The 18,960-nt window shown below is 64.0% G+C and carries 19 protein-coding genes; 7 read left to right on the forward strand and 12 right to left on the reverse strand.

All coding sequences use genetic code 11. The annotated features are described in order from the left end of the window. The first annotated feature begins 80 nt into the window (after positions 1–80). Complete coding sequence (locus FJ418_RS19035) at positions 81–1,253, forward strand: CaiB/BaiF CoA-transferase family protein (protein WP_140647590.1); 1,173 nt, start codon at positions 81–83, stop codon at positions 1,251–1,253. After that, the gene (locus tag FJ418_RS19040; protein WP_140868146.1) at positions 1,250–2,899 is read left to right on the forward strand and encodes a thiamine pyrophosphate-binding protein; all 1,650 of its coding nucleotides are present in this window, start codon (positions 1,250–1,252) and stop codon (positions 2,897–2,899) included. Before FJ418_RS19035 ends, FJ418_RS19040 begins: the two co-directional genes overlap by 4 nt. Before the next feature lie 58 nt (positions 2,900–2,957). On the opposite strand, the gene FJ418_RS19045 is transcribed toward FJ418_RS19040, so the two are convergent. The 5 genes from FJ418_RS19045 to FJ418_RS19070 form a co-directional block, all read right to left on the reverse strand. Then, complete coding sequence (locus FJ418_RS19045; protein WP_140706426.1) at positions 2,958–3,395, reverse strand: CHRD domain-containing protein; 438 nt, start codon at positions 3,393–3,395, stop codon at positions 2,958–2,960. A gap of 165 nt (positions 3,396–3,560) precedes the next feature. Then, a complete protein-coding gene (locus FJ418_RS19050; RefSeq protein WP_140657515.1) occupies positions 3,561–4,532 on the reverse strand; it encodes an ABC transporter substrate-binding protein in 972 nt (323 codons plus the stop codon). Positions 4,533–4,571: 39 nt separating this feature from the next. Continuing rightward, on the reverse strand, positions 4,572–5,726 hold the full coding sequence (locus FJ418_RS19055; RefSeq protein ID WP_140868149.1) for an ABC transporter permease: 1,155 nt from the start codon (positions 5,724–5,726) through the stop codon (positions 4,572–4,574). Then, positions 5,723–6,601, reverse strand: a complete 879-nt coding sequence (locus FJ418_RS19060; RefSeq protein WP_140868152.1) for an ABC transporter permease — start codon at positions 6,599–6,601, stop codon at positions 5,723–5,725. The genes FJ418_RS19055 and FJ418_RS19060 overlap by 4 nt, the downstream gene beginning before the upstream one ends. 453 nt (positions 6,602–7,054) lie before the next feature. Next, entirely contained in the window at positions 7,055–7,846 is a 792-nt protein-coding gene (locus tag FJ418_RS19070) for an ABC transporter ATP-binding protein (protein ID WP_095768956.1), read from the reverse strand. 113 nt (positions 7,847–7,959) lie between these two features. Between FJ418_RS19070 and FJ418_RS19075 the strand changes: the two genes are divergently transcribed. Then, positions 7,960–8,370: a cupin domain-containing protein gene (locus FJ418_RS19075; protein ID WP_181166992.1), complete on the forward strand. Its 411-nt coding sequence runs from the start codon at positions 7,960–7,962 to the stop codon at positions 8,368–8,370. Positions 8,371–8,387: 17 nt separating this feature from the next. On the opposite strand, the gene FJ418_RS19080 is transcribed toward FJ418_RS19075, so the two are convergent. The 3 genes from FJ418_RS19080 to FJ418_RS19090 form a co-directional block, all read right to left on the reverse strand. Next, positions 8,388–8,765: a hypothetical protein gene (locus FJ418_RS19080; protein WP_140706434.1), complete on the reverse strand. Its 378-nt coding sequence runs from the start codon at positions 8,763–8,765 to the stop codon at positions 8,388–8,390. Between the two features lie 2 nt (positions 8,766–8,767). Continuing rightward, positions 8,768–10,219 (reverse strand): dihydropyrimidinase, encoded by a 1,452-nt coding sequence (hydA, locus tag FJ418_RS19085; RefSeq protein ID WP_140647600.1) that lies wholly within the window; start codon positions 10,217–10,219, stop codon positions 8,768–8,770. 164 nt (positions 10,220–10,383) lie between these two features. After that, positions 10,384–11,634, reverse strand: a complete 1,251-nt coding sequence (locus FJ418_RS19090; RefSeq protein WP_140868159.1) for a Zn-dependent hydrolase — start codon at positions 11,632–11,634, stop codon at positions 10,384–10,386. Positions 11,635–11,755: 121 nt separating this feature from the next. Here FJ418_RS19090 and FJ418_RS19095 point away from each other — a divergent pair, with 121 nt between their 5' ends. Next, positions 11,756–12,394, forward strand: a complete 639-nt coding sequence (locus tag FJ418_RS19095; protein ID WP_140868162.1) for a TetR/AcrR family transcriptional regulator — start codon at positions 11,756–11,758, stop codon at positions 12,392–12,394. Between the two features lie 91 nt (positions 12,395–12,485). On the opposite strand, the gene FJ418_RS19100 is transcribed toward FJ418_RS19095, so the two are convergent. Next, on the reverse strand, positions 12,486–13,814 hold the full coding sequence (locus tag FJ418_RS19100) for an aspartate aminotransferase family protein (RefSeq protein WP_140647603.1): 1,329 nt from the start codon (positions 13,812–13,814) through the stop codon (positions 12,486–12,488). A 239-nt stretch (positions 13,815–14,053) separates the two neighbouring features. On the opposite strand from FJ418_RS19100, the gene FJ418_RS19105 reads away from it, so the two are divergent. Beyond that, positions 14,054–14,683, forward strand: coding sequence for a TetR family transcriptional regulator C-terminal domain-containing protein (locus FJ418_RS19105; RefSeq protein WP_140868165.1), 630 nt, complete (start codon positions 14,054–14,056; stop codon positions 14,681–14,683). A 238-nt stretch (positions 14,684–14,921) separates the two neighbouring features. Here the strand turns inward: FJ418_RS19105 and FJ418_RS19110 are convergent, their stop codons facing one another. Continuing rightward, positions 14,922–15,794 carry a helix-turn-helix transcriptional regulator gene (locus FJ418_RS19110; protein WP_140868168.1) on the reverse strand — a complete coding sequence of 291 codons (873 nt, stop codon included), beginning with the start codon at positions 15,792–15,794 and terminating at the stop codon, positions 14,922–14,924. Between the two features lie 103 nt (positions 15,795–15,897). On the opposite strand from FJ418_RS19110, the gene FJ418_RS19115 reads away from it, so the two are divergent. Together FJ418_RS19115 and FJ418_RS19120 are read left to right on the forward strand one after the other, a co-directional pair. Next, complete coding sequence (locus tag FJ418_RS19115) at positions 15,898–16,743, forward strand: SDR family oxidoreductase (RefSeq protein ID WP_140868171.1); 846 nt, start codon at positions 15,898–15,900, stop codon at positions 16,741–16,743. Continuing rightward, positions 16,740–17,462, forward strand: coding sequence for an SDR family oxidoreductase (locus FJ418_RS19120; RefSeq protein ID WP_140868174.1), 723 nt, complete (start codon positions 16,740–16,742; stop codon positions 17,460–17,462). Before FJ418_RS19115 ends, FJ418_RS19120 begins: the two co-directional genes overlap by 4 nt. A 242-nt stretch (positions 17,463–17,704) precedes the next feature. Here the strand turns inward: FJ418_RS19120 and FJ418_RS19125 are convergent, their stop codons facing one another. Both FJ418_RS19125 and FJ418_RS19130 read right to left on the reverse strand, forming a co-directional pair. Further along, positions 17,705–18,163, reverse strand: coding sequence for a carboxymuconolactone decarboxylase family protein (locus FJ418_RS19125; RefSeq protein WP_140657539.1), 459 nt, complete (start codon positions 18,161–18,163; stop codon positions 17,705–17,707). Positions 18,164–18,192: 29 nt separating this feature from the next. After that, on the reverse strand, positions 18,193–18,711 hold the full coding sequence (locus FJ418_RS19130; protein WP_140868177.1) for an Rrf2 family transcriptional regulator: 519 nt from the start codon (positions 18,709–18,711) through the stop codon (positions 18,193–18,195). Between the last annotated feature and the right edge of the window lie 249 nt (positions 18,712–18,960).

The following is an 18,960-nucleotide window of genomic DNA, read 5'->3' on the forward strand; positions in this document are numbered from 1 at the left end:
CCGGCGTGGCCTATCGTATGGGTCGTGACACGGCCGGTGCGTGTTGCTAGAGCCTGCGTTTCGTTAGAACACGGTGATCCATGACCGCCCCTCCGCTGAAAGGCATCCGCGTTATCGAACTTGCCCGCATCCTGGCCGGTCCCTGGGCCGGGCAATTGCTGGCCGATCTCGGCGCCGATGTCATCAAGGTCGAGAGCCCTGACGGGGGCGACGATACCCGCAAATGGGGTCCGCCATTCGTCATGAGCCATGACGGCGAAAACCTTTCGGCCGCTTATTATCACTCCTGCAATCGCGGCAAACGCTCTATCGCCGTCGATTTCTCCAAGCCCGAGGGCGCCGAGACGCTGCGCAGGCTGATCGCCACAGCCGACGTGCTGATCGAAAACTTCAAGCTCGGCGGCCTGAAGAAATACGGCCTCGACTACGAAAACCTGAAGGCGATCAATCCGCGGCTTGTCTATTGCTCGATCACAGGCTTCGGCCAGGATGGACCCTACGCGCCCCGCGCGGGTTACGATTTCATCATCCAGGCCATGGCCGGCATGATGTCGATCACCGGCGAGCCCGGCCGTGAGCCCCAGAAGGCCGGCGTCGCCATCTCGGATCTCTTCACCGGCCTCTATTCGGTGATCGCCATCCAGGCAGCACTTCGCCATGCCGAAAAGACCGGCGAGGGCCAGCATGTCGACATGGCGCTCTACGACAGCCAGATTTCGGCCCTCGGCAACCAGAACCTCAACTATCTGGTCTCGGGCAAGTCGCCGGTGCAGATGGGCAATGCGCATATGAACATCGCCCCCTACGAAGTCCTGCCGGTGAGGGACGGCCACATCATCCTCGCGGTCGGCAATGACGGGCAGTTCGGCAAGTTCTGCGCCGCCGTCGGCATCGCCGATCTGCCCGCCAATCCGGATTTCGCCACCAACCCTGCCCGCGTCGCCAACCGCGTGAAGCTGCGCGAGCGGATCGTCGAGACGCTGGCGGCGTTCGATCGCGATCCGTTGCTGGCGAAGCTGGAAGCCGCCGGCGTGCCGGCGAGCCCGATCAACACGATCGGCCAGATGTTCGCCGATCCGCAGACCATCGCGCGCGGCATGCGGCTCGACCTCGACGATGGCCACGGCAATCGCCTGCCCTCGGTGCGCGCGCCGATGGTGATGTCGGGCACGCCGCTCGTCTATGAGCGCCCTTCGCCGCGCCTTGGCGAGCACACGGACGAAATCCTTGCCGAACTGGAGAGAGCAAAATGAAGACCGGCGGACAACTGATCGTCGAGGCGCTGGAAGCCAACGGCACCGACCGCATCTTCTGCGTTCCGGGCGAATCCTATCTCGCGGTGCTCGACGCGCTGCATGACTCTTCGATCCGCACCATCGTCTGCCGCCAGGAAGGGGGTGCCGCGATGATGGCCGACTGCCAGGGACGACTGACCGGCAAGCCCGGCATCTGCTTCGTCACCCGCGGCCCCGGCGCCACCAATGCCTCGGCCGGCGTCCACATCGCCATGCAGGATTCGGTGCCGATGATCCTGTTCATCGGCCAGGTCGCCAGCCACGCCAAGGAGCGCGAGGCGTTCCAGGAGGTCGACTACAAGCGCTTCTTCGGCGACATCGCCAAATGGGTGGTCGAGATCGACGATGCCGCGCGCATCCCCGAATTCGTCACCCGCGCCTTCGCGGTCGCGACCTCCGGCCGCCCGGGCCCGGTGGTCATCTCGCTGCCGGAAGACATGCTGACCAGCGAGGTCGAGGCTCCGGAAGCGCTGCCGCACACGCCTGTCGAGACGCGTCCAGGTAAGGACGAGCTCGATGCGCTGGAGATGTTGCTGAGCAATGCCAAGCGTCCGTTTGTCATTCTCGGCGGCACGCGCTGGAACGAGGAAGCGGTGGCGCATATGCGCATGATCGCGGAGACCTGGTCGCTGCCGGTCGGCTGCTCCTTCCGCCGCCAGATGCTGTTCGACCATCTCCATCCGAACTACGCCGGCGATGTCGGCATCGGCATCAATCCGAAGCTGGCGGAGCGGATCAAGCAGGCCGATGTCGTGCTCTTGCTCGGTGGCCGCCTGGGCGAGATGCCGTCTTCTGACTACACGCTGCTGAAGAGCCCCTACCCCGACCAAGCGCTGGTGCATGTCCATGCCGATGCCGGCGAACTCGGCCGCGTCTACCGGCCGACCGTGGCGATCAACGCTTCGCCCGCCGCCTTCGTCGAGGCTTTCGCCAAGCGCAGGCCAACGGCCAAGCCCACCCGGGCGGCCGAAACGGAAAATGCGCACGCCGCCTATCTCGAATGGTCAACGCCGCCCCAAACCGGTCCGGGCGCCGTCCAGATGGGCCCGATCATAGACTATCTGGGAAAGGTTCTGCCGGAGGATGCCATCCTCACCAACGGCGCCGGCAATTACGCCACCTGGGTGCATCGCTTCTACCGCTCCCGCCGCTTCGGCACGCAGGCGGCGCCCACGTCCGGCTCGATGGGCTACGGCACGCCGGCCGCGGTCGCCGCCAAATCGCTGTTTCCGGATCGCACCGTGGTTGCCTTCGCCGGCGACGGCTGCTTCCTGATGAACGGCCAGGAGTTCGCGACGGCTGTCCAGTATGACCTGCCGATCATCGTGATCGTCGTCAACAACGGCATTTACGGCACGATCCGCATGCATCAGGAGCGGGAATATCCAAGCCGCGTCGTCGCCACAGATCTCAAGAACCCCGACTTCGCCGCGCTGGCCCGCGCCTATGGCGGCCATGGCGAAACGGTCGAAAAGACCGCCGACTTCGCGCCCGCCTTCGAGCGCGCGCGCGCCAGCGGCAAGCCGGCGATCGTCGAGATCAAACTCGATCCCGAGGCGATCACGCCGACCCGCACGCTGACGCAAATCCGTGAGAAGAGCTGAGGCAGCCTTTCTGCCGGCTGCACGACAAAAGGGGCGCCAAACCGCCCCTTTTGCGTCTTCACATCGCCTTCTCGATCTGGCCGCGGATCTCGCCGTCCTTGTTCTTGGCGGTGTGGACGTTGACGTAGTATTTGCCGGCCTCGAGGTCGGCTGCCTGCGCGTCGGTCAGCGTCGCCGACCCCTTGATCGGGCTCTTCAGCTTCTTGAACGGGATCACGGGATCCGCGTTCGCGCCCATGTCCGCCGGTCCGTGGATGTGGGCGGCCACGGCAGGTCCGCTGAGGCCGGAATATTTGACGTTCCAGCTGAGCTTCTTGCTTGTGCTGTCGAAGGTGAATGTGGCGGTTCCCTTGCCCTTGGTGGTCACGGGCGGGCTCTGCTGGCTGCCGTCGAGCGTCGCCTTGAACTTCATCGTCTCGGCCATGGCCGGCGATGCGAGGAGAAAGGCGGTCGAGACGGCTAAAGCCGAAAGCATCGGCACGGATAGGATGCGCATGAGAACCTCCGTTGGTTGCAGCATCCTACACGGGCCCCGACGCGCGGATGCATCAATGCAACGGTTGGGTGCCCGGATGTATCCACACACACAATTATTTTACCGCGACCAAAGAAAAAGGGGCGGTCGCCCGCCCCTTTCCAGCTTCCGCGTCGAGAACGGAGCTTACTTGATCGCCTTGTCGGTGATCGCGGTCGTGTAGGCGCCGCTCGCCTCCTTGCTGATGATCTTCTGGTCGAGCAGCGCCTTGGCGGTGCGCTCATAAGCGGCCGGGATCAGCTTGCCGTCGGCATTGTCGATCAGCTTGGCCACTTCCTTCATCATGAACTTCTGGTGGTTCTCGTCCTGGCCGCCGGCGTCGACGACGATTCCAGCCGCCTCGTCGGTGTTCTCCGTGGCGTATTTCCAACCCTTCATCGAGGCGCGCACGAACCGCACCATCTTGTCCTCGAAGGCCGGATCCTTGAGCTTGTCCTCAAGCGTATAGAGCCCGTCCTCCAACAGGTCGTTGCCCATGGCGGAGTAGTTGAAGACGGTGAGGTCTTCCGGCTTGTAGCCGGCGTCCAGCACCTGGCCGTATTCGTTATAGGTCATCACCGAGATGCAGTCGGCCTGCTTCTGGATCAGCGGCTGCACGTCGAAGCTCTGCTTGAGCACGGTCACGCCGTCCGGGCCGCCATCGGTCTTGAGGCCGATCTTGTTCATCCAGGCGTAGAACGGATATTCGTTGCCGAAGAACCAGACGCCGAGCGTGTGGCCCTTGAAGTCGGCTTCCGTCTTGATCGGTCCATCCTTGGGGCAGACCAGTTCCATGCCCGCCTTCTTGAACGGCTGGGCGATGTTGACGAGCATCACGCCCTTGTCGCGGGCGGCGAGCGCCCCGCCCATCCAGTCGACGATGACGTCGGCGCCGCCGCCGGCGATCACCTGCTCGGGCGCGATGTCGGGACCGCCCGGCTTGATGTCGACGTCGAGGCCTTCGGCGTCATAGAAGCCCTTGGCCTTGGCAACATAGTAGCCGGCGAACTGGGCCTGCGTGACCCATTTCAATTGCAGTGTCACCTTGTCGGCGGCCATCGCCTGGAAGGCGGCCAGCGACATGGCGCCGGCCAGAGCAGAAATCAGCAGTCTTTTCATGTTATTACCCTCTGAAGTTAGCACCCAAACCCACCGCCCCTATCCACCTCGGACAGAGGGATGCCAAAACGTGACGGCTCTCTCGATGAGAGCGACCACGCCATAAAAGACCGAACCCGCAAGTGCTGCAACTGCGATTTCGGCCCACACCATGTCGATGTTCATCCGCCCGACTTCCGTCGAGATGCGGAATCCCATGCCGACCACGGGCGTACCGAAGAACTCCGCGACGATGGCGCCGATCAGCGCCAGCGTCGAGTTGATCTTCAGCGCATTGAAGATGAACGGCATTGCCGCCGGCAGCCTGAGCTTGAGCAAGGTCGGCCAATAGCCCGATGCATAAGTGCGCATCAGGTCGCGTTCCATATGCCCGGATGCAGCCAGCCCGGCGACCGTGTTCACCAGCATCGGGAAGAAGGTCATGATGATGACGACCGCGGCCTTGGACGGCCAGTCGAAGCCGAACCACATGACCATGATCGGCGCGACACCGATGATCGGCAGCGCCGAAACCATATTGCCGATCGGCAGCAGGCCGCGCCGCAGGAACGGCACGCGGTCGGCGAGGATGGCGACGATAAAGCCGGCGAGGTTGCCGACGACATAGCCGATCAGCACCGCCTTGAAGATCGTCTGGCGCACGTCCGACCCCAGGATCGGCAGCGAGTTGGCGATACGCGCCCCGATGGCGCTGGGCGGTGGCAAGAGGATGAAGGGGATGCCGGCGCCGCGCGTCACCGCCTCCCAGATGATCAGGATCCAGGCGCCGAAGATCGCCGGGATGATCAGGCGCAGCGCAGTCTTCGCCCAGCCCTGCGTGGGGCGTAGCGACGACAGCAAGGCGACACAGCGCCAGGCAAGCAACCAGGCGGCGGCAAGCAACAGGAAATACGGCGCCAGCGCGGTGCCTTCGAAACCGGCTATGCCCTTGATCAAAAGCCAGGCTGCGGCATGGGCGCCGACGAACAGCAGGATAGCTTCAACGATCGGCGTGAGCCTCACCATCGAGACCAGTGCAGCGACGAGCAACAGCCCGATGATCAGCCCTTTCGCGCCCATATAGGGATAGGCCAGCGTTGCGGCCGGCTCCGCCAGCGCGGCTGCTTCCGGCTTCGACATTGCGCCGAGCGCGAAGGCGATGAGGCACAGCGCCATCGCCAGCACCGGTTGCCAGGACGGTTTCAACCAGCTCATGCCGGCCTCCCGCCCATGGCGCGGTCGACGAGGCGGCCGCCAATGCCGACGACCATAACCAGCAGCGCCGCGACGATCGAGCCCGCAACCAGGGCTGACCAGATATCGATGGTCTGGCTGTAATAGGCGCCGGCGAGCAGCTTGGCGCCGATGCCGGCGACCGCTCCGGTCGGCAGTTCGCCGACGATGGCCCCGACAAGGCTTGCCGCCACCGCCACCTTCATCGAGGTGAACAGGAACGGCACCGAGGCCGGCACGCGCAGCTTCCAGAATGTCTGCGAGGCGCTGGCGTTATAGGTATGCATGAGATCGAGATGCATGAGCTCGGGGGAGCGCAGGCCCTTCACCATCCCGACGGCCACCGGGAAGAACGACAGATAGGTCGAGATCAGCGCCTTGGGGATCAGGCCGGTGATGCCGATTGCCGCCAGCACCACGATGATCATCGGCGCCACCGCCAGGATCGGAATGGTCTGCGAAGCGATGATCCACGGCATCAGGCTGCGGTCAAGCGTCGCCACATGCACGATGCCCACCGCAATCAGGATGCCGAGCGCCGTGCCGAAGGCAAAGCCGAGCAGCGTCGAGGACAGTGTCACCCAGGCGTTGTAGACCAGGCTGCGGTTCGAGGTGACGGACCGCAGGAAGGTGTTTTCGAAGAAGTTCACCGCCACCTGGTGCGGCGCCGGCAGCGTCGGCTTCGGCTGCGACAGCGTCTTGCCGATGAACTCAACGGTACCGGGCGTCTCCTTGGCTCGGCGGTCGAGGTCGCGCTGGAACGGCGCGTTGAGGATGACGGCAAAGACATACCAGAGAATTACCGCGCCGGCGAGGATGGTGGTGACGGGGATGACTTTCGAGCGGAAGGAGTCCATCAGCGCGGCTCCCCTCCTCTCCCCGCCGGGGAGAGGGTGGCCGTAGCGAAGCGAAGGCCGGGTGATTGGGCCGAAGCATTCGCGTTCTTCGTCATCCTAGGGCGGAGCAAGGAGCGAAGCGACGCAGCGCAGACCCTAGGATCCATGCCGTTACTTCTCCGCTTCGCAGCGTCGCAGAATAAGACTCCCGCCGCCGCGCTCTGCTCGTCGGGTATTCTGAGCCGCTTACGCCCTTCGACCAGCATCACGGAATGGATCCTAGGGTCTGCGCTCCGCTTCGCGTCGCTACGCCCTAGGATGGCGAAATCGCGATGGCCGGCTTCCTTGACATGCGCGGTGGCGTGCCTGCTCCGCCCTAGGATGACGAAGGCGCGGTTGCGCGCCCCCTCACCCGACCTCCGCTTCGCTCCGGCCACCCTCTCCCCGTGGGGGAGAGGAGGAAACTCGTCCCCCTCAATCATCATAGCTGTGCCCCGCCCTCAAGCCGTCGCGCACGCGGGCAGCAATTGCCAAAAACTCCGGCGTCTCGCGGATGTCGAGCGGCCGCTCTCTCGGCAGCGTCGATTCGATGATATCGGTGACGCGGCCGGGCCGCGGCGACATCACGACAATGCGCGTCGACAGATAGACCGCCTCGGGTATCGAATGGGTGACGAAGCAGATCGTCTTGTTGGTCCGCGCCCAGAGATCGAGGAGCTGCTCGTTCAGATGGTCGCGCACGATCTCGTCGAGCGCGCCGAACGGCTCGTCCATCAAGAGCAGGTCCGCATCGAAGGCGAGAGCACGCGCGATCGAGGCGCGCTGCTGCATGCCGCCGGAAAGCTGCCAGGGGTATTTCTTCTCGAAGCCGGAAAGGTTGACCAACTCCATCGTGCGCTTGATGCGCTCGGCCTGCTCGACCTGGCTGAGGCCGATGATCTCCAACGGCAGCGCCACGTTGCGCTCGATCGTGCGCCACGGGAACAAGGCCGCCGCCTGGAAGACATAGCCATAGGCGCGTTTCTCGCGCGCCTGCTCCGGCGTCATGCCGTTGACGGAGATCGCCCCGGCGGTCGCCTTCTCGAGATCGGCGATGACGCGCAGCAAGGTGGTCTTGCCGCAGCCGGACGGGCCGATGAAGGAGACGAATTCGCCCTTGCCGATGGTCAGATCGACATTGGAGAGCGCCTGCACCGGACCGTCATTGGTCTGGAAGGTGAGGCCGAGCTTGCTTGCCGAGACGACGGCTGGCGGCTGTTCGGTCATTGGGCGCAGCCTGCCTTTCGCAGCCGCTGCCGCGCTGTCCGCAATCCGGTTGATTTTATGATAGCGTTGCTTTCCACTCGTCCTGTCCCACCCGATCGACGCCGCCCGGAGCCTTGCCGATGTCGCCTAAACCCACCTGTCGTCTCGTTCGCCCCGAAAGCACCTATCAGGGCAAGCAGGGGCTGAGCTATTTCGCCGGCATCGCCGCCGAAACCGTCGGCTCCTCCGGCATCTGCATGCATCTTCTCACCATGCCGCCCGGCGCGCGCGCCAAGGCGCACATGCATGAAAGCCACGAGACGGCCATCTACGTGCTCTCCGGCGAAGTCCACACCTGGTACGGCGACCGGCTCGAGCACCACACCGTCGTCAAGGCCGGCGACCTCTTCTACATTCCGGCTGGCGTGCCGCATCTGCCCGCCAATCTGAGCAACGCCCCGTCCTCGGCCGTCATTGCCCGCACCGATCCCAACGAGCAGGAAAGCGTCGTCCTGCTGCCGGAACTGGATGCTCTGGTTGCCTGAGGCTGGTGGGGCCGCCGTTACTTGCATCGCGCGACTTCGCCCATCACATTGCCGTCTTCATCGGCCACCACCAGCTTCTTCGCGTTCTTCGCGCTGCGCTTGATGGTGAACTTGGCCGGCGCCTGTCCCTCTTCGCCTTCAGCCTCGCATTTTGCCGTCACCACGAGCGATCCATCGGCCTGCGCCTGGCTGTCGCTGAAGGTGCAGGCGCTGGCCGCCGTGATCAGTTCCTTGTCGGTCAAAAGCAGCATCTTGTCGGCGGCGACTTCCTGGCCATTCCGGTTGATGCAGCCATATTTGTCGCCATAAGGCTTGGACAGGTCGATGCCCGCGGCCTGGCCATGGCCAGCGGCCAGCATCGCGGCCGCCGCCAGGAGCAGGTAAGGAGCCCGCATGGTCAGACCCCGGTGGCCGGGATGCCGGTCCGCTCCACCTTGCGCGGCGCGGAGATCTCCTTCCAGGTCGACAGCGCCCGGTTGACCGCTGCGTTCGGCTCGCGGGCGACGAACTCGCCATGGCCGGCCTTGGCCTTGACGTCCGCCTCCTCGATCGACAATTCGCCGCGCGAGAAGACGAAGCGCGGCAGGCCGGTCACCTCGACGCCCTCGAAGACATTGTAGTCGATCACCGACTGCTGCTTCTTGGCCGAGATCGTCTTCTTGCGCTTCGGATCCCAGACGATGATGTCTGCGTCGGCGCCTTCGACGATCGCGCCCTTCTTCGGATACATGTTGAGGATCTTGGCGATGTTGGTCGAGGTCACCGCGACGAACTCGTTCATTGTCAGCCGCCCGGTGTTGACGCCTCTCGTCCACAGAACCGGCAAGCGGTCCTCGAGTCCGCCGGTGCCGTTCGGAATCTTGGTGAAGTCACCGACGCCGTTGCGCTTCTGCTTGGTGGTGAAGGCGCAGTGATCGGTCGCCACCACCTGCAGCGAGCCTGCTTGCAGGCCAGCCCACAGCGAATCCTGGTGCAGCTTGTTGCGGAAGGGCGGGCTCATCACGCGGCGCGCCGCATGGTCCCAGTCCTTATCGAAATACTCGCTCTCGTCGAGCGTCAGGTGCTGGATCAGCGGCTCGCCGAACACCCGCATGCCCTTCTGACGCGCACGTCGGATCGCCTCGTGGCTCTGCTCGCACGAGACATGCACGACATAGAGCGGCACGCCCGCCATGTCGGCGATCATGATGGCGCGATTTGTCGCCTCGCCTTCCACTTCCGGCGGACGCGAATAGGCATGGCCTTCGGGGCCGTTGTTGCCGGCGGCAAGCAGTTTTTGCGAGAGCGCGGCGACCACGTCGCCGTTTTCGGCATGGACCAGCGGCAGCGCGCCGAGATCGGCGCAGCGCTGGAACGACGAATACATCTCGTCGTCATCGACCATCAGCGCGCCCTTATAGGCCATGAAATGCTTGAACGACGTGATGCCCCGGTCGACGACTTGAGCCATCTCGTCGAACACCTGCTTGCCCCACCAGGTGATCGCCATGTGGAAGGAATAGTCGCATGACGCCTTCGAGGTCTTGTTGTCCCACATCTGCAGCGCCTCCAGCAGCGACTGCTGCGGCGCCGGCAGGCAGAAGTCGACCACCATCGTCGTGCCGCCGGAAAGGGCCGCGCGCGTGCCCGATTCGAAATCGTCGGCCGAATAGGTGCCCATGAAGGGCATTTCGAGATGGGTGTGCGGATCGATGCCGCCCGGCATGACATAGCAGCCCGTGGCGTCGAACTCGTGGTCACCGTGCAGGTTCGAGCCGATGGCGACGATCTTGCCGTGCTGCATCAGCACGTCCGCCTTCCACGTACGGTCGGCGGTGACGACGGTGCCGTTCCGGATGACTTTGGTCATATCTGTTCCCCTGTTCTTTCGCGCTTCTTTGCGAGCGGCGTTGCGAGGTGATTGGTCTAGAGCAATTTCAGGAAAAGTGTGAAGCGGTTTTCCGTCCGAAATTGCGTTAAAACAAAGAGATAGAGCAATCGCCGTTTCCGTGAAACGGCGATTGCTCTAGTCGGTCACTCCACGATTCCCGCCGTTTCCACCACCGCATGGAACAGCACATCGGCGCCGGCGCTCGCCCATTCCTTGGTGATCTCTTCCGCCTCGTTATGGCTGAGGCCGTCGACGCACGGGCACATCACCATCGCGGTCGGTGCGACCCGATTGATCCAGCAGGCGTCATGGCCGGCGCCGGAGACGATGTTGCGATGCGAATAGCCGAGCCGGTCGGCCGCATCGCGGATTGCTTTCACGCAGTTCTTGTCGAAGGTGACCGGATCGAAATGGCCGACCTGCTCGATTTTGTACTGGATGTCGAGCGCGTCGCAGATCGTGTCGATGCCCTCGCGGATGCGGCCATCCATGGCGTCGAGCACTTCCTTTTCGGGCGAGCGGATGTCGATCGTGAAGACAGTGCGGCCGGCGATGATGTTGCGCGAGTTCGGATAGGCCTGCATGTGGCCGACCGCGCCGACGGCGTCCGGCTGGTAGTCCATGGCGATCTCGTGCACCAGCTCGATCACCCGCGCCATGCCGAGCCCGGCATTGCGGCGCTTCGGCATCGGCGTCGAGCCGGTATGTGCTTCCTTGCCGGTCAGTGTCACCTGCAGCCATTTCAGGCCCTGGCCGTGGGTCACGACGCCGATATCGATGCCCTCGTCCTCTAGGATCGGCCCTTGCTCGATATGCAATTCGAAGAAGGCGTGGATCTTGCGGTCACCGACCTTCTCGGTGCCCTTCCAGCCAATGCGTTCGAGCTCCTCGCCGAACTTTTTGCCGTCCTTGTCGACATGCTGGTAGACGTCGGCCTGGTCGAGCACGCCGGCGAACACGCCGGACGCCATCATCGCCGGCGCGAAGCGCGCGCCTTCCTCGTTCGTCCAGTTGGTGACGACGATCGGATGCCTGGTCTTGATGCCGAGATCGTTGAGCGAGCGCACGACCTCCAGCCCGCCCAGAACGCCGAGCACGCCGTCATACTTGCCGCCGGTCGGCTGCGTGTCGAGATGGCTGCCGACATAGACCGGCGGCAGGCTGGGATCGCTGCCTTCGCGGCGGGCGAACATCGTGCCCATCTCGTCGACGCCCATTTCGAGCCCAGCGGCATCGCACCAGCGCTTGAAAAGATGGCGGCCCTCGCCGTCCTCGTCGGTCACGGTCTGGCGATTGTTGCCGCCGGCAATGCCGGGGCCGATCTTCGCCATCTCCATGATGGAATCCCACAAACGGTCTGAATTGATTCGCAGATTTTCGCCGGGTGCGGCCATTTGCGGTTCCCATTTTCACTAGGGGTCTTGTCGCCCCTTGAGTGGTTTGCATCCTGACCGTATGGTCAGCTTTCAGACTACACAAGCTGACCAAGCGGTCAACGAGAATCTTGGGGGAGACATGACCGAGCCCACCCGTCCCATGCGGAGACAGGACATAAGGCGGGAGAATGAAAAAGCCATCCTGCTCGCCGCCGAAAAGGTGTTCGCGGAAGCCGGGTTCGGCGGCGCCACGATGCAGCTGATCGCCGATCTGGCGGGGCTGCCAAAGGCAAATCTCCACTATTATTTCGCCACCAAGGAAGAGCTCTACCGGTCCGTCGTCCAGAATATTTTCGAGATCTGGCTGCAGGCGGCCAATTGCTTCGACGCGGCGCGCGGCCCGGTGGACGGCATCAGCGCCTATATCGACGCCAAGATGGAAATATCGCGTCGCCACCCAGACGGCTCGAAAGTCTGGGCCTCGGAAGTGATGCACGGCGCGCCGGTGCTGCAGGACTACATGGAATCGACGCTGCGCGAATGGACCAACGGCCGCGTCGAGATCATCGGGCGCTGGATCGAGGAGGGCAAGATGGACCCGGTGGACCCGCGCCACCTGCTCTACATGCTCTGGGCCACGACCCAGCACTATGCCGATTTCGGCCACCAGATCGAGACGCTGAACGGCGGCAAGTCGCTCTCCGACCGGCAATGGCGGGAAGCCAAGGAAAACATCAAGCGGGTGATCCTGACGGGCATCGGCGCGCAGCCTGCCTGAATCACACCGAAGGTCAGCGCCGCGGCGTCGACCTCAGCCAGCGGCTTCGCGGACACCCTGCCCTCCACGGCAGGGTGCCCGCTCCGGCTTGTCAGTCGATCGACCTCAGAACATCGCGAACATGGTCGATCAGTTCGTTGATCTGGCCCTTGGTGATGATCAGCGGCGGCGACAGCGCGATGATGTCGCCGGTGGTGCGGATCAGCGCGCCGCGCTCGAACGCCTTGACGAAGGCCGAGAACGCCCGCTTGGTCGGGCTGCCGGCGATCGGCGCCAGTTCGATCGCGCCGATCAGGCCGATGTTGCGGATGTCGATGACATGCGGCTCGCCCTTCAGCGAATGCAGCGCGTCTTCCCAGTAGGGCGCAAGTTCCTCGCCGCGCGTCAAAAGGCCCTCTTCCTTGTAGGTGTCCAGCGTGCCGAGCGCCGCGGCACAGGCGATCGGGTTGCCCGAATAGGTGTAGCCGTGGAAGAACTCGATCATGTGCTCCGGGCCGGTCATGAAGGCGTCGTGGATCTCCTTCTTGACGAACACCGCGCCCATCGGGATGACGCCATTGGAGACGCCCTTAGCCGTGGTCATGATATCCGGCGTGACGCCGAAATAATCCGCCGCGAACGGCGCGCCGAGACGGCCGAAGCCGGTGATCACTTCATCGAAAATCAACAATATGCCGTGCTTCGTGCAGATTTCCCGAAGCTTCTGCAGATAGCCCTTCGGCGGCAGGATGACGCCGGTGGAGCCGGCGACCGGCTCGACGATGACGGCGGCGATGGTCGAGGCGTCATGCAGGGTGACGAGACGCTCAAGCTCGTTGGCGAGCTCCGCGCCATGCTCGGGCACGCCCTTCGAGAAGGCGTTCTTCTCCGGCAGGTGCGTATGCGGCAGATGGTCGACGCCGCCGAGCAGCGTGCCGAACATCTTGCGGTTGGAGACGATGCCGCCGACCGAGATGCCGCCGAAATTGACGCCGTGATAGCCGCGCTCGCGGCCGATCAGGCGGGTGCGCGAGCCCTCGCCCCTGACCCGGTGATAAGCGATCGCCATCTTTAGCGCCGTCTCGACCGATTCCGAACCGGAATTGGTGAAGAAGACATGGTCCATGCCCTTGGGCGCGATGTCGACCAAGCGGTTCGCCAGTTCGAACACGATCGGGTGGCCCATCTGGAAGGCCGGCGCATAGTCGAGCTCGGCGGCCTGGCTCTGAATCGCCTCGGTGATCTTCGGCCGGCAGTGGCCGGCGTTCACGCACCACAGGCCCGCGGTGCCGTCCAGCACCTTGCGGCCGTCGCTGGTCGTGTAGTGCATGTCCTTGGCGGACACGAACATGCGCGGCGCCTGCTTGAACTGCCGGTTTGCCGTGAACGGCATCCAGAATGCGCTGAGATCGTTCGGCGTGACTTTCAGCCGGTTGGACATGACCAAGACTTCCCCTTGTAAGCGTGTTTCGGTGCGGCCAACGCTTGGTCTTTGCTGCGTTTTCGTGCTACGCAAAATTTTGACCGGTTGGACAAACGTTAGTGCCGCCTGTCGGCGGTCAAGGGATTACTAGCGGAAATGCGGCATCGAAATCGCGCTCCACAGCCCAAGGAAAAACTGGTCCAGACAATTGGTCCAGAGAGCCCACGCGAAGACGGCCGGCAAGGATGACGGACACGATGGAAAGCTCCGCTCCCCGCCGCACCCGCATCCAGCAGGAAAAGCGCGAGCTCATCCTGGAAGCCGCGCTCGAAGTCTTCTCCGCCAACGGTTTTCGCGGCTCGACCATCGACCAGATCGCCGAAGCCGCCGGCATGTCGAAGCCGAACCTTCTCTATTACTTCCGCCGCAAGGAAGACATTCACGAGACGTTGATGCAGCGCCTGCTCGACACCTGGCTGGCGCCGCTGCGCGAGCTCGACGACATCGGCGATCCGCTGACGGAGCTCAGAAGCTACATCCGCAGAAAGCTCGAAATGGCGCGCGACTTCCCGCGCGAAAGCCGGCTGTTCGCCAACGAGATCCTGCAGGGTGCGCCGCGCATCAAGCCGATGCTGGAAGGCGAGCTGAAGGCCCTGGTCGACGAGAAGGCCACCGTCATCAAGGGTTGGATGCGTGCCGGCAAGATCGCCCGCACCGATCCCTGGCACCTGATCTTCTCGATCTGGGCGACGACGCAGCACTATGCCGATTTCGACGTCCAGGTCCGCGCCGTGCTCGGCGCCGACCGCGGCGGCGACGGCCGCTTCGAGGACGCAGCGCGGTTTCTGGAGCAGCTGTTCCTGGATGGGCTGAAGCCGAAGGGCTAGCGAACGACCTGCCGACCCGTGGAGATTAGCCGAAGCGTCCAACACTTCGTCATCCACGGGCGCAGCGGGAGCGAAGCGGACGCGGAGACCCGAGGATCCATTCCGTGACCTTGGAGCGCCGCTACGGTGCAGAATTCTGCACCGCTGCACTCCATCGCAAAAGTAACGGAATGGATCCTCGGGTCTCCGCGTCCGCTTCGCTCCCGCTGCGCCCGTGGATGACGAAGCTGAGGGGACCTCACGCGCTGCGCCGTTCGCCCGGAAGCCCCTCAAGCAATTTCCGCAACTTCGCGACCGAGTTCTGCTCGGCAAGCGGCGTGTAGACGATCAATCGCATGTCCGAGCCGTCGTCGATTGACAGGCTCATATGCTCGAACGTCATGGCGCCGGCGATCGGATGGCGCAGATGCTTCAGGCCGGAGAGCCGATGCACCACATCGCGCTGCGGCCACCACTCGCGGAATTCGGGACTTGAGCGCATCATCAGCGCGATCAGCCGCTCGAAGTCCGGATCGCCGGTGTATTTCGCGCTCTCGGCGCGGAACGCGGCAAGGGTTGCGCGCGCCAGCTGTTCCCAGTCCACCAGCAGATGCCGCCGGTGCGGATCGGTGAACACGCCGTGGAGGATGTTGCGGGCATCGCCCTCCAGCAGGCCGTAGTCGCCGAAGATGGCGACCGCCGCGTCGTTCCAGGCCAGCACGTCCCAGCGCGGGCCGACGACATAGGCGGGCTGCAGCACCAGGCTCTGCAGCATGTGCAGCAACGGTCCCTCGACCTTTACCTGTACGATGCGCCGCCGCTCCGGCTTCTGGCGGCCGGCGAGCGTGAACAAATGCCGCTGCTCGGCGCCGTCGAGCCGCAATGCCTGGCAGAGCGCGGTCAGGACCTCGACCGAAGGACGCACGTCCCTGCCCTGTTCCAGCCACGTGTACCAGGTCGTGCCGACCCCGGCGATCATCGCCACTTCCTCGCGCCTCAGCCCGGGCGTGCGCCGCCGCTGACCGGCGGCGATGCCGGTCTCCGAGGGCGAAAGCCGCTCGCGGCGGGAACGCAGGAAGGCGCCGAGCTCGCGCCGGCGGTGATCTTCGGGAGAATGGGCGATGGCATCCATGCATCTATTATAGCAGTACCGATACCAGGATAAAGTTTGAACTGTTTAGGCCTCGCACTATGTCCCATCTTTCCGTTCAGAGCAGCGCAAGGAGGCTCTGGACATGGAACTCAAGGACAAAACCATTCTCGTCACCGGTTCGACCGACGGCGTCGGCCGCGTGGTCGCCGAGCGGCTCGGCGCGGCCGGCGCGCGCGTGCTGGTGCATGGCCGCGACGAAGGACGCGGCAAGGCGACCGCGGCCGCCATAGAAGCAAAAGGCGGCAAAGCCGAATTTCTCGCAGCCGACCTCGCTTCGCTTGTCGAAGTACGCCGCCTCGCCGAAGCCGTGCGCGCAAGGACCGACCGGCTCGACATCCTGATCAACAATGCGGGCGTCGGCACCGGCGGCCAGGGCGCGAAGCGGCAGGTCAGCGTTGACGGCTATGAACTGCGCTTCGCCGTCAACTATCTCGCCGGTTTCCTGCTGACCTCGGAACTCTTGCCGCTCATCAAGGCAAGCGCGCCCGCGCGCATCGTCAATGTCGCCTCGGCCGGCCAGCAGGCGATCGACTTCGACGACGTGATGCTGACGCATGGCTACAGCGGCGTGCGCGCCTACTGCCAGAGCAAGCTGGCGCAGATCCTGTTCACCGTCGACCTGGCTCAGCAGCTCGATGGCACGGGCGTCAGCGTCAACGCCTTGCACCCGGCAAGCTACATGGACACCACCATGGTCCGGCAGGCCGGCGTCACGCCGTGGAGCTCGGTCGAGACCGGCGCCGACGCCATTCTCAACCTCGCCGCGTCGCCGGCGCTCGAAGGACGCAGCGGCCGCTACTTCGACGGCCAGCGCGAATCGCGCGCCGAGGCCCAGGCCTATGACGAAAAAGCCCGCCGCCGATTGCGGACCTTGAGCCTCGAACTGATCGAGCGTCCATCCTCCAAATCCAAGGAACAACATTCATGAGCGAGACCATCGAACATTCCGTCATCATCGGCGGCTCATCCGGCATCGGCCTTGCCACAGCCAAACGGCTGGTCGGCCCCACCATGAAAGTGACCATCACCGGCCGCAACGAGGAGAAGCTGAAGGGCGCGTGGAAGACCCTTGATGGCACCGTCGGCAAGGCCGCCTTTGACGCGACGAAGCCGGACGAGGTCCGGCATTTCTTCGACGGTCTCGGGCCGTTCGATCACTTGGTCCTCGCCGCGAGCGGCGGCAAGGGATTGGGGCCGTTCGCGACGCTCGACCTCGCCGATATCGGCAGCGGCGTCGAGGAAAAGATCCGGCCGCAATTGTGCTGTCTGCAGGCGGCCCTGCCGACCATGAACAAGGCCGGATCGGTCACCTTCATCTCGGCCGTCTCGGCGCAGATTGCAGCGCCCGGCGTCGCCGGCATCGGCGCCATCAACGGCATGCTGCTCACCGTCGCGCCGATCCTGGCTGTCGAGCTGAAGCCGCTGCGCGTCAACGTCGTGGCGCCCGGCGTCATCGACACGCCATGGTGGGACTTTTTGCCGGACGATCAGCGGCAGGCGGTGTTCGCCGAATATGCCGGCAAGACGCCGGTCGGCCGCATCGGCCGCGCCGAGGACGTCGCCGAGGCGATCGCCTTCCTGGTCTCCAACGGCTTCATGACCGGCCAGGTGCTGACTTGCGACGGTGGTTTGCGCTTTGCGGCGTGAGTGGTGACCAATGCATGTCGCTCAGAAGTGTGCAGCGGTTCTGGGACAACGACATGCATCAAAACAAAGACCTAAAGCGCGTCGCCTGAATCCGTTCCAGCGCGACGCGCTTTAGGCGAAAATCCGACGTCAGCGCTGCCCCTCATTGCCCTGCCGGGCATTTCTCCCCGTAGACGGCAGGGCGCCGACATCAGCAAATAGCTCGCCGACAACTGAACCGCCCCGCGCGCCGCCCCGTTCTCTCAGGCGGCCTTGGCCCTCTCGACCGGGTGGATGGCGTGGAAGGAGACGCTGAGCCGGTTCCAGGTGTTGATCATGCCGACAGCCACCGTCAGCTTGACCAGTTCCTCCTCGGAGAAATGTTCGAGCGTGCTGGCATAGAGGTCGTCCGGAACGCCGTTCTCCGAAATCTTCGTTACCTTCTCGGTCCAGGCAAGGGCGGCGCGCTCGCGCTCTGAAAACAGCGGCGATTCCTTCCAGGCGGCGACCAGATAGAGCCGCTGCTCGGTCTCGCCGTCGCGCCTCGCCTCGCGGCTGTGCATGTCGACGCAGTAGGAACAGCCATTGATCTGCGAGGCCCTGAGCTTGACCAGATGCATCAGGCTTTCTTCCAGCCCGCACTCGTCGACCGCCTTGTTGAGCGCCGTGACCGCCTTCAGAAGCTCCGGAGCCTTGGCGTAGAATTGCAATCTCTGTTTCATCGTCTTTCCTTCCAGGTTTTTGGGTGGGTCTATATCTGCTTGGATGAAGCGGATTTCTGCGGCCGCTGGTGCCGCTCGACGAAGGCGCAACTCGCGGCATAGGATCGCGGATCGCCTTCGGCCGCATACTCCGCCACGATGTCGGAAATCTTCACTTCGGCGAGCGCTGCCCGATAGGCGCGTTCGGCCTTGAGCATCGCGGCATTGATGCCGCAGGGTTTGACATAGGCCGAGGCATCGATCTTGACCGGGTCACGCTGTCGGATCTCGCCGCAGCGGAACGCCGGCTCCCGTCCCTCGACGGCCAGCACGACATCGAGCAGCGTGATGCGCTCGGCCGCTCGCGCCAGCCGATAGCCGCCCGCCGGCCCTGGCACCGATTCCAGTATGCGCGCCGCCGTGAGCTGGTTGAGATGTTTCAGGAGATAGCTCGGCGACAGCCCGAAGCACTCGGCGAGCGCGGCGCCAGGCATGGTGCTGTTGCCATCGACGCTGGCCAGCGTCGCCGCGCAATGGATGGCTGCCTCAACGCCCTCGCCCAGCTTCATCGTGCCGATCTCCAGTTCGTGGATAGAGAATATCGTGGATAATTTTTATCCGCAATAGGTAAAACGAGAATTGCTCGCCAATTAACAACAACGGCAATGTGAGCGACAACGTCTGGTGATTTCCGACACACGCCGCTTCGACGAACTAGGGTTTCTCGCACCCGCAAAGCGCTACGCTATGCACACATCTTCTGTGACTGGCGCGACTGATCGGGCCGAGGCTTGATTGCCACGTGGTTCCCCCAATCC

This window comes from Mesorhizobium sp. B2-8-3 (genome assembly GCF_006440815.1).
Classification (GTDB): Bacteria; Pseudomonadota; Alphaproteobacteria; order Rhizobiales; family Rhizobiaceae; genus Mesorhizobium.

Coding starts and splice junctions, on each gene's coding strand:
- FJ418_RS19095 (WP_140868162.1), top strand. CDS start 11,756: ATGACCGAGCCCACCCGTCCCATGCGGAGACAGGACATAAGGCGGGAG.
- FJ418_RS19050 (WP_140657515.1), bottom strand. CDS start 4,532: ATGAAAAGACTGCTGATTTCTGCTCTGGCCGGCGCCATGTCGCTGGCC.
- FJ418_RS19090 (WP_140868159.1), bottom strand. CDS start 11,634: ATGGCCGCACCCGGCGAAAATCTGCGAATCAATTCAGACCGTTTGTGG.
- FJ418_RS19115 (WP_140868171.1), top strand. CDS start 15,898: ATGGAACTCAAGGACAAAACCATTCTCGTCACCGGTTCGACCGACGGC.
- FJ418_RS19070 (WP_095768956.1), bottom strand. CDS start 7,846: ATGACCGAACAGCCGCCAGCCGTCGTCTCGGCAAGCAAGCTCGGCCTC.
- FJ418_RS19035 (WP_140647590.1), top strand. CDS start 81: ATGACCGCCCCTCCGCTGAAAGGCATCCGCGTTATCGAACTTGCCCGC.
- FJ418_RS19100 (WP_140647603.1), bottom strand. CDS start 13,814: ATGTCCAACCGGCTGAAAGTCACGCCGAACGATCTCAGCGCATTCTGG.
- FJ418_RS19120 (WP_140868174.1), top strand. CDS start 16,740: ATGAGCGAGACCATCGAACATTCCGTCATCATCGGCGGCTCATCCGGC.
- FJ418_RS19110 (WP_140868168.1), bottom strand. CDS start 15,794: ATGGATGCCATCGCCCATTCTCCCGAAGATCACCGCCGGCGCGAGCTC.
- FJ418_RS19125 (WP_140657539.1), bottom strand. CDS start 18,163: ATGAAACAGAGATTGCAATTCTACGCCAAGGCTCCGGAGCTTCTGAAG.
- FJ418_RS19080 (WP_140706434.1), bottom strand. CDS start 8,765: ATGCGGGCTCCTTACCTGCTCCTGGCGGCGGCCGCGATGCTGGCCGCT.
- FJ418_RS19130 (WP_140868177.1), bottom strand. CDS start 18,711: ATGAAGCTGGGCGAGGGCGTTGAGGCAGCCATCCATTGCGCGGCGACG.
- FJ418_RS19105 (WP_140868165.1), top strand. CDS start 14,054: ATGGAAAGCTCCGCTCCCCGCCGCACCCGCATCCAGCAGGAAAAGCGC.
- FJ418_RS19040 (WP_140868146.1), top strand. CDS start 1,250: ATGAAGACCGGCGGACAACTGATCGTCGAGGCGCTGGAAGCCAACGGC.
- FJ418_RS19045 (WP_140706426.1), bottom strand. CDS start 3,395: ATGCGCATCCTATCCGTGCCGATGCTTTCGGCTTTAGCCGTCTCGACC.
- hydA (WP_140647600.1), bottom strand. CDS start 10,219: ATGACCAAAGTCATCCGGAACGGCACCGTCGTCACCGCCGACCGTACG.
- FJ418_RS19060 (WP_140868152.1), bottom strand. CDS start 6,601: ATGGACTCCTTCCGCTCGAAAGTCATCCCCGTCACCACCATCCTCGCC.
- FJ418_RS19055 (WP_140868149.1), bottom strand. CDS start 5,726: ATGAGCTGGTTGAAACCGTCCTGGCAACCGGTGCTGGCGATGGCGCTG.